Below are 10792 nucleotides of genomic sequence, written 5' to 3'. Positions count from 1 at the left end.
GCGAATCAGTAAGGAAAACGGTGCGAGTCACATCTAAATGCTCTCACAACCAACCCACTGGGTTAGGAGACACGCCCTAGCAGCACCCGGCACAGGATCCCCACTGCCGACAACGTCGCGCCCAAGAAAGCACAAGACACCAGTCGCGCCACGCGAGCGTGACGGTCGCGGAAGCGAATAGGAGGAAGGACGAATCATGGCCGAAGAAACAGACGGTGTAGGCGAAATGTTCGACGACTCACTGCGCGTCGCGCTCACGATGGCCTCGCAGTTCGGAGAACGAATCTCCAGGTTGCGAGAACAGATGTCACGGATGCGTGAGGCATCCGCGCAGCAGGAGTACGAACGCGGTGCAGCACGAGCCAGCCTCGTGCCCGTTCAGCAGGCGGAGTGGTGGGATGCCGGCGGCGTCGATGACATTGCCCAGGCACACGAGACCGCGACTGTGTGGCGTGACCACGACGAGACTGCGCGTGAGGCTGGCGATGCGATCCGTCGCGAGGTCAGCGAACGGTATGGGATTGACGTCGACGCACCAGGTGCCGGCCAGGCCGCCGTAGCAGCAGCACTGCGCGATGCCGAAAGGGACCGCGCAGAAGCACGCGCCGAACGTGAACGATCCGGCGAGGAACTGACCGCCAGCCAGATCCTTTTCGCAAACGCCGACAGGCATGAGCGGGAGGCTCAGGAATGGGCTGAGCGTGACTGGAATAGCGGCGACTTCGACGGCGCTGACATTGCCGACCCCCAAGAGTTCGAAAGACGCGACGACGACCGGACGCAGGCGGCCGAAGCCACAGGCCAATCGCGTGCCGAGGGCGACGACGCCGGACTCGACTACGACAGCTCAGAGCGTCGTCGACAGTTCGCGGCAAGCCTCAAAGGCAAGGCCGACCAGAAGACGATAGACGCGCGGATCCTCGCAGACGAGGAGAACGCCCAGCATCCTCGCGAGGCCGTACGTACGCAGCCCGGCAGGGCAGCGAAACCACGCAAGAGAGCTAAAGGCGTCGTGCAGCAACGCACGCGTGGCGGTCTCACCCGTTAACCGCGCCGACAACGCAGACGGGATGTCATTTAGGTCGTACGTTGTCGCGTATGAGGTAGGCGGGATTCCGCGTCCAGTTGGCGGACATGCCCGAAGGTGAACTGGCGCAGGAAGGAGCCCAGCGTGGAGGGCGCGTAGCAGGCGGCGAAGAGTTTGGCCATGCCGCCGGGTCTCAGGATCGCCATATCATCGATCGAGTCGGCCCCGGCGCCCATCCCGCCCACCAGTGAGGCTACTTTCACCTCGGCGTTGGCACCCTTGTCCGTGGGCACGCGCAACCATTTCTGCGCCACGCGGGACAGGCCAGCTCTCGGCCAGAGCCATGATCGGGACAAGGCCAGCCGAGGACACGAGGTTTGGGTTCGTCGAATGTGGCTGACGCGGTCGTGGACGCTTCGATTGCATCTACGGGGGTGCTCTCCTGGTCGGTGGAATAATTCTCTTTACAACTACCATTTTCCCTGATCAGAAGGGCATTTCCGGTTTTCGGCAAGGGAGGTCCGGATCGGCTCGCTAGCCAGCTGCTCCCGGTCCCTGCTGCGGGGACGGGTCCTCGTCCGTTTCAGTATCAGGGTGCGGTTCGGAATTGGCGAGCTCGTCGGGGTCTGACGGCTTGAGTACTGTCTGCGGGGCCTTCCGATCAGCGGTCGTTCCCCGCTCTTCATCGGAGCGACTATCGTCATCGACGTTGTGGCCCATGTCGTCTGCGGCGCGATCGACCAACTCTGTGTGCCCGGTTTCGCGGGCGCAATGGGCACAACAGTAGATGCCGCCGCTGGCCTCCACGCCGTGGCCGAGGATCCGGCAGCCGCAGTGCGCGCAGGTGGGGGCCATCAGATGAATCGCGCATTCGAAGCTGTCGAAGGTGCCGGCCTGACCGGCCCGGGTGATGGTGAACGTCTTGTCGTAGTTGTTGCCGCAGGTGTCGCAGATCGCCATGATGCCTTCTTCCGATGAGTTCCTCCCTTGTGCATACGCCCTTTCTTAGCAAATTGCTAGGGGAGCGGGATTGTTAGACAGGCCGACCTGGCGCGCATACCGTTGAAAGTACAAGCAGGTCATCTTCGTTCCCGCATGACTGGCCGTCCCACATGGTGGTCACGTCTAGGGCGCGGTCCGGGCCGGAACGATTTGAGGAGGTACACACGATGACAACAGCGCGCGAGATCATGACCTACGGTGCTGAGTGCATCGGAGAGAATGAAACCTTGGCTGATGCTGCCCGGAGGCTTCGCGACTTGGACATCGGCTCGATGCCCATCTGCGGTGAGGACAATCGCCTCAAGGGCATGCTCACGGACCGGGACATCGTCGTGTTCGGTATCGCCGAAGGCCGCGATCCGGCGACCACGATCGCCGCCGATCTGGCTCAGGGCAAACCGGTCACCATCGGCGCAGACGATGACGTCAGCGAAGCGCTGGTAACGATGAAGGCGCACAAGGTCCGGCGCCTGCCGGTGATCGACGGCCACGATCTGGTCGGCATGCTTACCCAGGCGGACGTGGCCCGCAGCCTCTCGGACGACCGGGTCGGCGATCTGGTGGAGTACATCTCCCAATCAGACATTTCCGCATCTGACCCATCGAACAAGCTAACAAGAGGAGAAGGAACCGTGGATTCACCTGACAGCTGGATGCTGGTCAAGCTAAGCGAGAGCGATGAGACCATCGCCCGTGAGGACGAGGACATCAGGGGCAGAGCGGTCAAGGACAAGGTCGGCTCGGACATCGGCAAGATTGACGACCTGCTCATCGACGAAACTGAACGGAAGGTGCGCTTTATCGAAGTCGCCTCTGGGGGTTTCCTCGGCATTGGGCGGGACAAGGCCTTCATCCCCATCGATGCGATCGTCGCGATCACCGACAACGAGGTGCAAATCGACCAGATCCGCGAATTCGTCGCCAGCGCGCCCGCCTACGACCCCGACCTCGTCCGTGAGCGCGAATACTACGGCGGGGTGCTTGGCTACTACGGCTACGGCCCGTTCTGGGGTGCCGATTATCGCTACCCCGACTACCCCAACTACCGCTAACCATAAACCGCTGCGCACGGGAAGCGGATTGACCCCTTCATCGTGCACGGCCTAGCGTCAAAAATGCGAGAAGAGGTGAACCACTATCGCACTAGGAAAGCTCCCCGTGATCCACTACCGATTGAAGCACGTACAGCACGTACAGCACATACAGCACGTACAGCACGTACAGCACGGCGGTGAGTGCAAGCCGGGTCGGGGAGGTGCCGCGGATGTCCGAGGATCCCACGAAGCTGACTAATCAGCCGGCGCTGACTACTTCGACCGGGCGCAGCTGGCTCATCGTCGGGCTGTTGCTTGTCATCATTTCGTTGGCGGTCCTCATTCCACTTGCGGGCCTTCCGCCCGCAGGTGCGGCGATAGGGGCAGCCATCGCCGTGTCGGTGCTGTACATCGCCATGGCTGTAACGAGGTTGGTAGTCGCACCGGGCCGACGTCGACTCACGCTGATGGCGTCGGAAATGATCGGGATAGCCGCGGTCTCTTTCATCACCGTTGGCATTGTGGCGGCGACTGCTGCCGCCGGGCTTTAGCGCTGCGTGGGGTTGCTGCGAACGGTGTTGGCCGCCGGGTCCAGCGGTGGACCGGCCGTCGCGGGGGAGACCTTCGATACGCCATCCTTGCCGTCCGTGCCCTTAGGTAGATCCACCGCGATGGAGGCGCTCGGCGTTGCTCCATTATTCAGCGCCTCGAGTCGACGCTCCATTACCTCCAGGAACGGCAGGCGGTCGGCATGCTCCCTCTCATAGGTGATCAGCTCGGTTAGCCCATTCGGGTCCAACGAGGCGATCATCGACGGAAGATGCCCGATGATCACATGGTCGAAATCCACCCGCGGTAATCCTGCATTTGCACTCTTCTTCGCAGCCATCAGTTCTTCTTCTTGCCATCCGCGGCCGCCTCTTTCAGCTCGGTCTCCGTGATGGTCCGGGCGTCGGGGTCGGCAGCATCGTCCTGCTGGACGAAGGTGAGCCGCTCCATGTAGGGGGTAGCCGTCTTTCGACGGGCGCCGGCGAACTCGGTGGAGTAGTAGGCACGCGCACCGGCAACGTCCCGTTCGCCGGTGACGATGTCGTGGGCAAGGTTCAGGGCCAGGCGGTTTGCTTCCTCATCGTGGCAAGTCGCCGAAAGCTCGCCCATGGTACGTCGCGCGATGACACTGCCGTCAAATTCCGCCAAGGCACTGAACATCTCGGGTGGCACCCGGTAGTCGATGACCGACTCCACCGAATCATGGTGCGGGGCGGGAAACTGGTGGTCCCAGAACGCGCGCGTGGCAACGACTCGTTTCCATTCTCCGACGTTGAACCACACCAACTGGGAAGGCTGCGCTTCGTCCGGTTCCCCGTACTTGTCCGCCACAAGTTGAGCTGCCTCACGCGCTTCTTGCGGCCAGGTCGCGAAAATCTCTAACATATTCATCCCCCATCGTACGACGCAGCACCGCTCCGGCAAAAGGGCTTGACTTGATTCCCGAAGGTCTCCCCGATGCTGGGAGCGACCGGAATCGGCGCGTCTGGGGCGTCGAACTTGCCATGGCTGGGGATTCGACAGGTCCTTCATCGCCGCTGTCAGTGGCTCGTCCTGTCGACCGCGCGCGGGTACGGTCGTGGACATGACTGAATCAAACGACAACGAGATGGCGACACCGGATGAGTCGACTCATCTCAGCGAGGCTCAAAAGCAGCGAACCGAGACCCTCGGCGACGGGGCGACACCTGAGAGCACCCAGGAAAACGCCGAGGAGGACACCGCCTCTGGCGGCGCACCAGAAGATCCAGACGGGGTCGAAGAGGACGGAACACCGGTAGAGAACCCTTCGGGCTAAAGAGGGGACGAAGTGGCAGATGTGATCGTCGTGGGGTGCGGTCCGACCGGAATGATGCTGGCTGGTGAGTTGGCTCTGGCAGGCGTTGATGTGGTGATCATGGAGAGGTCGCCGTGCACGAGGCATGGCCGCGCACCGCATCGCGCCAGGTGCGGGCCGCTTCCCTCACCCAATCGAAGTGCTTTGCGATCCAAGGGTGGGTCTCGATCGCTGCTGGGGTGTCCGCCGGGGCCCGGTTCCATGAATCGAACTGCCACGCCCACTCGTCCTCGAACTGGCCGAGCTTTAGCGGACTCGGGTCAAGCAAGGCGGCCAGGGTGTCGAAGGTGTGGAACATGGCGTCGAGATGGCCGGCCGGGCGGGCACGGGATGGCGCCCTGCGACGTAGTCGTATAGCAGCACGATCCATCCGCCACTCTCGTGGGTTCTCATCAATCGCGCATGCGGCACTGAGCCGGGTAGCCAAGTCAGCACGTCGCGCTCTCGGCGGTAGAGTTCGACGGCGACATCGGTTGTGCTGTCCGAGGCGCCCTTCGCGAAGATGCGGCGTCCGTCCTTCAGCGTGAGCGTTGACGCCATCCCAGGGGGATTCGGCCGCGACGACCTGCGATCCGGTGAGTTCTTCGATTTCGGCGCGCAACGAATCAGGAGCATCGTCCCAACGCAGGCGATTGCCGCCGCCATGAATGTCGGGGGTTCTCCATGACAAGAAAATCTAGAGGATGCGCGGTTGCTGTCGCCGCTGGAGCGGGAGGTGCGTGGTCCGCCTCGGCGGGTCAGCCGCGCAGAACGTCCCCCGACGAATGACTAAGTGAGTCAGGACGACGGAGGTGGTTACGAGGTCGAGTTCGCCGGCACCACCCGCCGGGATCTCCGGGCGGTGCCGCCCCGGATCGTGCCGGCGATCATCGAGTTCGTCTACGGCGACCTCGCCCGACAGCCACGGCGAGTCGGAAAACCACTGCAACGCGAACTCGAGAGACTCTGGGGTGCCCGCCGAGGCCCCTACCGGCTCATCTACGAGATCCTCGACGACCGGCTGGTAGTCACCATCATTCACGTCGACCACCGCACCGACGTTTACCGACCGCGCTGAGCGCCGTGGTGGCCGAGTCAGCTAACGCCATCCCCCGCCCGCTCCGCAATCACCAATCCGCACCGCGCGCGAGCTGCCAAGGACGCTGACGCCGTGCACGCGCTCTCGCCCACATCCTCCCGGATGCCCGGTCCCCCTGATGTAGGGGCTTCCTGTGCGCGGCAGGGACGGTTGCCGGTCAGGGGCGAATCAGTGCGAGCCCGGACTCGGGATCGATTCTCTTACGAATCGGTTCGGGGGTCGCCGTAAGGATCACCTCGCACGTCGGTCGCACTGTTGCCGACTGCACGTGGCCACCGAGCACGCGCCCGTCTGCGAGAGCGACTGCGGCGTGCGCATGCAGTTGTGGCTCGCCGTCTCGCTCGGCGATGTCGCCATTCAGCGAGACCAGCTCCACCTGCTCACTCAGATCCACGGACGTGCGGTATTGCTTGATATCCCACTCGAAGTAGGCCAGCCGAACGGACGAGAAGGCGCCGATGGCACGAATCGAGGCACCGAGGATTTGTCGCTCGCGGGCGAAGGAGGTGAGGGACTCGACGATCTCCTCATCGGTGTCGAGAACGATCACCCATGTAGTCTCGGGAGCCTCCAGTCGATCTACACGCATCTGTGTTGCCCCTTCCGGATACGCGGGTGAGAACCATGACCTGTCCCGAGCGGCGAAAGGCTCCAGCGGTACGAAACCATCTGGAGCCTTCCTATGCGATCTGTGGTTTTCACCTCTTCTCGCAATTCGACGCTACGCCGCCTGCAGCAGGGACGCAACCCCGTTGCGTTGGCTTCGACATGTTCCTACGGTGGAGTGAATATCTGACAGGTGACACGACGCGATAGATGGGAAACGAGATGGCGAACGAACCGGAGAGCCCCGTACGGGATAAGAACTACAACCTGATCTGGGCACTGGAAGCTTCCTTGCACAACATCTGGAAGCTGGAGACCTACATCCAGGACGCGGAGGAAGAGGGTGACAGCGAGCTTGCGGAATGGTTCCGCAAGATCCAGCACAACAATCGCAAGGCCGGCGATCAGGGCAAGCGGATGCTGGCTGAACGACTCCAACGCGAGGAGACCTGACCCCAAGTCGTTCGACACTCGGGCGCGCGACCCTCGATGTGCTCGGGTCAGGTGGCGCGCAAAGAAGGAAGTGATGATGGACGAGGACACACTGATGGGCCAGGTGCAGAACCGGGCGCGGCTCGGCACTCGCGCAAATGCGGAGCGTGCAGTTCGCTCAACGCTTGAGACCCTTGCCGAGCGGATACCCGCTGGGCTCGCCGACAACCTTGCGGCGCAGCTTCCCCACGAGGTGGGCCAAAACCTTCGGCGGGTGGCAGACGACCCATCGCATGAGTCAGGCGAACGGTTCGACCGCGACGAGTTCATCCATCGGATAGGCCACCGTGCTGGCGTCGATGATCCGCAGGCTGCCTACCTCGCACGAGTCGTCTTCGAAGTGATCGACCAAGCAGCCAGTCCTGTCATGGACACAGTTCGAGGAGTACTGCCCGAAGACCTGCGACAACTCGATCTTGCCAAGCTGGCCGATCCGAACATCCCGCTAGGAGAACTGTGATCATGACTGCTACATCGAAAACCCCTGAATCTCTGACGAGTGCGCTTGCCGCTGCTGGCGTGAGTATCTGGCTGGATGATCTTTCCCGGGAACGAATCGTCTCGGGAGGACTCGTGGAGTTGATCGCTGAACGCAACGTGACCGGTGTCACGACGAATCCGACGATCTTCGCAACCGCGCTCTCGCACGGTGACACATATGAGAAACAGATTCGTGAACTTTCAGCCACCACCACCAGTGCCGAGGATGTTGCGTTCCAGATCATGACACAGGATGTCCGCTCCGCAGCGGACATCCTGGCCCCGGTGCATCGCGCAACGAACGGCGTTGACGGGTGGGTCTCGATCGAAGTCGACGCCAGGTCCGCCCACGATGCATCCGCGACGATCGAAGAGGCACGACGCCTTAAGGAAACCATCGACCGGCCGAACGTGTTCATCAAGATCCCCGCCACAGCGGAGGGGATCGAAGCGATCGCTGCGGCCACGGCAGAGGGAATCAGCGTCAACATCACTTTGATCTTCAGTCTCGATCGGTACCATCAGGTGATCGACGCCTACCTGACCGGGCTCGAGCAGGCACACGCGAACGGAATCGATGTGTCCAGCATCCATTCGGTCGCATCATTCTTCGTGTCCCGAGTCGACACGGAGATCGATAAACGCTTGGACGCGGTCGGTTCCGACACGGCGACATCGCTGCGGGGGCGCGGTGGGATCGCGAACGCCCGACTCGCCTACGAGATTTTCGAGCAAGAGTTCGCAACTCCTCGCGCGGACGCGCTGCGCGATGTTGGTTCGAACATCCAACGGCCGCTGTGGGCCTCCACAGGAGTCAAGGATCCTGCACTGCCCGATACAACCTACGTTGTCGAACTCGTCGCCGCGAACGTCGTGAATACGATGTCGGAGAAGACTCTGCAGGCGACTCACGACCACGGTGTCATCCGCGGCGACACCATCGTCGGGACTTACGCGGAGGCAAAAACCACACTGGAGGCGATCGGCAGTCTAGGAATTTCCTACGATGATGTCACTCGAACACTCGAGGCCGAAGGCGTCGACAAGTTCATCCGCTCAGGTCAAGAACTCATCGAGACCATACAGAACGCGTTGGAGCCTAGTGCATGACTCTTCCTGTGAACGCCTGAGAGTGGGGTGTTCCGTATGACCCGCTCGACATTAGGGCTGCTGAGCGGGCCCCTGCGGACGGTGAGGGACCGCGGCCCCGTTGTGTAGTTCGCTATCGTGTGACCATGACCACTCTCGAGCCGAGCGATTACGCTGCGACGCTCGAACATCTCAAACGACAAGTCCGCGAGGCCCGTTACACCGCACAGCGCCGGGTGAACACCGAGCTCCTCCGCCTCTACCAGTCGATCGGTCAGACGCTCCTTCAGCGCACCGAAAGCGAGGCCTGGGGAAGCCGGATCATCACGCAACTCGCGAAGGATCTCCGTGCTGAGTTCCCCGAGATGAAGGGCTTCTCACCCAGCAATCTCAAGTACATGCGCCTGTTCGCTCGTGCCTGGCCCGACCGCGATGCAATTGGCCAGCAGGCTGCTGGCCAATTGCCATGGGGCCACCTCATGCTCCTTCTCGATAAGCTCGATACTCCCGGGCTCCGCGATTGGTACGCGGCCGCGGCCGTTCGACATGGTTGGACTCGTGACGTGTTGCGGCACCAGATCACCACCGACTTCCACGAGCGCGAGGCCGCTGCCAGCAGCAACTTCGCCCAGGCGCTCAAGCGAACCGACTCCGAGCTTGCCCAGCAGATCACCAAAGACCCCTACATCCTCGATTTCCTCGCGCTCGACGGCGACGCCCAAGAGCGTGAGCTCGAACAGGGCCTCGTTGACCGCATCATCGATACCCTCCGTGAGCTCGGCGCCGGTTTCGCCTTTGTCGGTCGCCAGGTTCACTTCGACGTCGGAGGGGATGATTTCTATCTCGATCTGCTCTTCTTCCACACCGAGCAGCTCAGATACGTTGTCGTCGAACTCAAAACAGGCAAATTCAAGCCGGAACATTCCGGCCAGCTCGGCTTCTACGTTGCACTCGTCGACGAGCGGTTACGTCGTCTCCAGCACGCACACACCGTGGGGATCCTGCTCTGCTCCGACAAGAACGACTCCGTTGTTAGGTATGCCCTCGCCGGCAGCCAAGCACCGATCGCGGTCTCCAGCTACGACCTTCTCCCGGCCGCTGAGAAAGCCGCACTGCCCTCAGAGGATGAACTCACCCGGGCCCTCGCGGGATCCGGGGACGAATGAGCCTCTGTACTGTGCAGCGGTTCTCCTAGCTCGCCGGGAGGCTCTCGCTCAACTGTCGTGCTTGGTGTTAGCTCTCCCGCATGTCTGGGAACAGCTCGGGGGGTGGCGCTTCATATGGCAGTGGTTCGCCGGCGTTGTTCTTGTCTTCCGACTTTGCGAACGGTCCTTCCGGGCTCATCAGGATGGGCATGTGGTGGTCGGCGTGCTCAATCCACCAGGTGCTTGAGCCTGTCGCCCCGTCTAGGAGCGTGGGTCAGTAACACCAAAGTTTAAAACGCCGGTCGATTTCCCGGGCCGTGGGTGTTGGTCTGGGAAAATTGCTTATGAGCGATTCTGATGGTCTGTTCCCCGCGACAGAACTTGAACATGTTGACGTGGTCGTCGATGACGGTGTTGAGGCTGGCGCGGGTGTGAACAAACGGTTTCGGGCGTTCGAGCCGGCGGCGGTGATGTTGGTGCCGCCGTCGCTGGATGAGTGGCTGCCGCAGAATCATCTCTCCCGGTTCATTGCCGACATCGTGGAGACTCAGCTCGATCTGAAGAAGTTCTACGCGTCTTACTCGAAGTCGAAGGGCCAGCCGCCGTATGATCCTCGGCTTATGGTCCGGGTCCTGCTTTACGGGTATTGCGTCGGCGTTCGCTCGTCACGCGAGTTGGAACGGGTCTGCGTGGACGTGGTCGCGTTTCGTTGGTTGGCCGCGCAGCAGGCACCAGATTTTCGTTCCATCGCCCGGTTTCGCAAACGGCACCTCTCCAGCTTGGGGAACGTGTTCTTGCAGGCGTTGGAGCTGTGCCGGGCCGGAATTTGTCAAGGCGAATGAGACCAGTGGGAGTTTAGGCGGCTAGGGCGTTTCTCCTAACGGCTTCAGCCAGATTGTGATGGCCCGCAGGATGACTCCGCCGCGGTAGTTGACGGCGAGCTTGTCGTATCGG

At 61.9% G+C, this 10792-nt stretch carries 15 protein-coding genes and 3 pseudogenes; 10 read left to right on the top strand and 8 right to left on the bottom strand.

The features are described from left to right. Positions 1-196: 196 nt before the first annotated feature. Positions 197-1048, top strand: coding sequence for a hypothetical protein (locus CXY83_RS00325; RefSeq protein WP_104195453.1), 852 nt, complete (start codon positions 197-199; stop codon positions 1046-1048). 68 nt (positions 1049-1116) lie between these two features. On the opposite strand, the pseudogene CXY83_RS00320 reads toward CXY83_RS00325, so the two are convergent. Beyond that, positions 1117-1453, bottom strand: a pseudogene (locus CXY83_RS00320) (hypothetical protein); the annotation flags it as partial. Positions 1454-1561: 108 nt separating this feature from the next. Then, positions 1562-1987 (bottom strand): hypothetical protein, encoded by a 426-nt coding sequence (locus CXY83_RS18460; RefSeq protein ID WP_369831105.1) that lies wholly within the window; start codon positions 1985-1987, stop codon positions 1562-1564. 209 nt (positions 1988-2196) lie between these two features. Here CXY83_RS18460 and CXY83_RS18455 point away from each other — a divergent pair, with 209 nt between their 5' ends. Then, positions 2197-3081 (top strand): CBS domain-containing protein, encoded by an 885-nt coding sequence (locus CXY83_RS18455; protein WP_369831104.1) that lies wholly within the window; start codon positions 2197-2199, stop codon positions 3079-3081. Positions 3082-3172: 91 nt separating this feature from the next. Here the strand turns inward: CXY83_RS18455 and CXY83_RS17505 are convergent, their stop codons facing one another. Further along, positions 3173-3310: a hypothetical protein gene (locus tag CXY83_RS17505; protein ID WP_158251772.1), complete on the bottom strand. Its 138-nt coding sequence runs from the start codon at positions 3308-3310 to the stop codon at positions 3173-3175. Between CXY83_RS17505 and CXY83_RS00300 the strand changes: the two genes are divergently transcribed. Then, complete coding sequence (locus tag CXY83_RS00300) at positions 3294-3614, top strand: hypothetical protein (protein ID WP_104195452.1); 321 nt, start codon at positions 3294-3296, stop codon at positions 3612-3614. The two genes, CXY83_RS17505 and CXY83_RS00300, sit on opposite strands and share 17 nt — an antisense overlap. On the opposite strand, the gene CXY83_RS00295 is transcribed toward CXY83_RS00300, so the two are convergent. Further along, positions 3611-3952: a hypothetical protein gene (locus CXY83_RS00295; protein ID WP_104195451.1), complete on the bottom strand. Its 342-nt coding sequence runs from the start codon at positions 3950-3952 to the stop codon at positions 3611-3613. The genes CXY83_RS00300 and CXY83_RS00295 overlap by 4 nt on opposite strands. Beyond that, entirely contained in the window at positions 3952-4497 is a 546-nt protein-coding gene (locus CXY83_RS00290) for a hypothetical protein (RefSeq protein ID WP_199184835.1), read from the bottom strand. The genes CXY83_RS00295 and CXY83_RS00290 overlap by 1 nt, the downstream gene beginning before the upstream one ends. Before the next feature lie 199 nt (positions 4498-4696). On the opposite strand from CXY83_RS00290, the gene CXY83_RS00285 reads away from it, so the two are divergent. Continuing rightward, complete coding sequence (locus CXY83_RS00285) at positions 4697-4909, top strand: hypothetical protein (RefSeq protein WP_146069781.1); 213 nt, start codon at positions 4697-4699, stop codon at positions 4907-4909. A gap of 97 nt (positions 4910-5006) precedes the next feature. Here the strand turns inward: CXY83_RS00285 and CXY83_RS17740 are convergent, their stop codons facing one another. Then, positions 5007-5318: a hypothetical protein gene (locus CXY83_RS17740; RefSeq protein ID WP_199184836.1), complete on the bottom strand. Its 312-nt coding sequence runs from the start codon at positions 5316-5318 to the stop codon at positions 5007-5009. Positions 5319-5720: 402 nt separating this feature from the next. On the opposite strand from CXY83_RS17740, the gene CXY83_RS00270 reads away from it, so the two are divergent. Further along, positions 5721-6005 (top strand): type II toxin-antitoxin system RelE/ParE family toxin, encoded by a 285-nt coding sequence (locus CXY83_RS00270; RefSeq protein ID WP_104195446.1) that lies wholly within the window; start codon positions 5721-5723, stop codon positions 6003-6005. A 178-nt stretch (positions 6006-6183) separates the two neighbouring features. On the opposite strand, the gene CXY83_RS00265 is transcribed toward CXY83_RS00270, so the two are convergent. Further along, positions 6184-6576, bottom strand: a complete 393-nt coding sequence (locus CXY83_RS00265; RefSeq protein WP_199184834.1) for a PPC domain-containing DNA-binding protein — start codon at positions 6574-6576, stop codon at positions 6184-6186. A 278-nt stretch (positions 6577-6854) separates the two neighbouring features. Here CXY83_RS00265 and CXY83_RS00260 point away from each other — a divergent pair, with 278 nt between their 5' ends. The 4 genes from CXY83_RS00260 (at position 6855) to CXY83_RS00245 (ending at position 9859) form a co-directional block, all read left to right on the top strand. After that, positions 6855-7085, top strand: a complete 231-nt coding sequence (locus CXY83_RS00260) for a hypothetical protein (RefSeq protein WP_104131220.1) — start codon at positions 6855-6857, stop codon at positions 7083-7085. A 76-nt stretch (positions 7086-7161) separates the two neighbouring features. Continuing rightward, on the top strand, positions 7162-7584 hold the full coding sequence (locus tag CXY83_RS00255) for a DUF2267 domain-containing protein (protein WP_104195444.1): 423 nt from the start codon (positions 7162-7164) through the stop codon (positions 7582-7584). Between the two features lie 2 nt (positions 7585-7586). After that, a complete protein-coding gene (gene tal, locus CXY83_RS00250) occupies positions 7587-8714 on the top strand; it encodes a transaldolase (RefSeq protein ID WP_104195443.1) in 1128 nt (375 codons plus the stop codon). Positions 8715-8839: 125 nt separating this feature from the next. After that, entirely contained in the window at positions 8840-9859 is a 1020-nt protein-coding gene (locus CXY83_RS00245; protein WP_104195454.1) for a YhcG family protein, read from the top strand. A 67-nt stretch (positions 9860-9926) separates the two neighbouring features. Here the strand turns inward: CXY83_RS00245 and CXY83_RS00240 are convergent. Continuing rightward, positions 9927-10088 (bottom strand): annotated as a pseudogene (locus CXY83_RS00240) (DUF4913 domain-containing protein); the annotation flags it as partial. A 94-nt stretch (positions 10089-10182) separates the two neighbouring features. Between CXY83_RS00240 and CXY83_RS00235 the strand changes: the two are divergent. Next, positions 10183-10656, top strand: a pseudogene (locus CXY83_RS00235) (transposase); the annotation flags it as partial. Positions 10657-10792: the final 136 nt, after the last annotated feature.

Source organism: Cryobacterium sp. M15 (genome assembly GCF_002929675.1).
GTDB classification, from domain to species: domain Bacteria; phylum Actinomycetota; class Actinomycetes; order Actinomycetales; family Microbacteriaceae; genus Cryobacterium; species Cryobacterium lyxosi.
Note: the sequence above shows the minus strand (reverse complement) of the source record. Positions and strands in the feature narration are given on the sequence as shown.

Coding starts and splice junctions, on each gene's coding strand:
- CXY83_RS00325 (WP_104195453.1), top strand. CDS start 197: ATGGCCGAAGAAACAGACGGTGTAGGCGAAATGTTCGACGACTCACTG.
- CXY83_RS18460 (WP_369831105.1), bottom strand. CDS start 1,987: ATGGCGATCTGCGACACCTGCGGCAACAACTACGACAAGACGTTCACC.
- CXY83_RS18455 (WP_369831104.1), top strand. CDS start 2,197: ATGACAACAGCGCGCGAGATCATGACCTACGGTGCTGAGTGCATCGGA.
- CXY83_RS00300 (WP_104195452.1), top strand. CDS start 3,294: ATGTCCGAGGATCCCACGAAGCTGACTAATCAGCCGGCGCTGACTACT.
- CXY83_RS00295 (WP_104195451.1), bottom strand. CDS start 3,952: ATGGCTGCGAAGAAGAGTGCAAATGCAGGATTACCGCGGGTGGATTTC.
- CXY83_RS00290 (WP_199184835.1), bottom strand. CDS start 4,497: ATGTTAGAGATTTTCGCGACCTGGCCGCAAGAAGCGCGTGAGGCAGCT.
- CXY83_RS00285 (WP_146069781.1), top strand. CDS start 4,697: ATGACTGAATCAAACGACAACGAGATGGCGACACCGGATGAGTCGACT.
- CXY83_RS17740 (WP_199184836.1), bottom strand. CDS start 5,318: ATGGATCGTGCTGCTATACGACTACGTCGCAGGGCGCCATCCCGTGCC.
- CXY83_RS00260 (WP_104131220.1), top strand. CDS start 6,855: ATGGCGAACGAACCGGAGAGCCCCGTACGGGATAAGAACTACAACCTG.
- CXY83_RS00255 (WP_104195444.1), top strand. CDS start 7,162: ATGGACGAGGACACACTGATGGGCCAGGTGCAGAACCGGGCGCGGCTC.
- tal (WP_104195443.1), top strand. CDS start 7,587: ATGACTGCTACATCGAAAACCCCTGAATCTCTGACGAGTGCGCTTGCC.
- CXY83_RS00245 (WP_104195454.1), top strand. CDS start 8,840: ATGACCACTCTCGAGCCGAGCGATTACGCTGCGACGCTCGAACATCTC.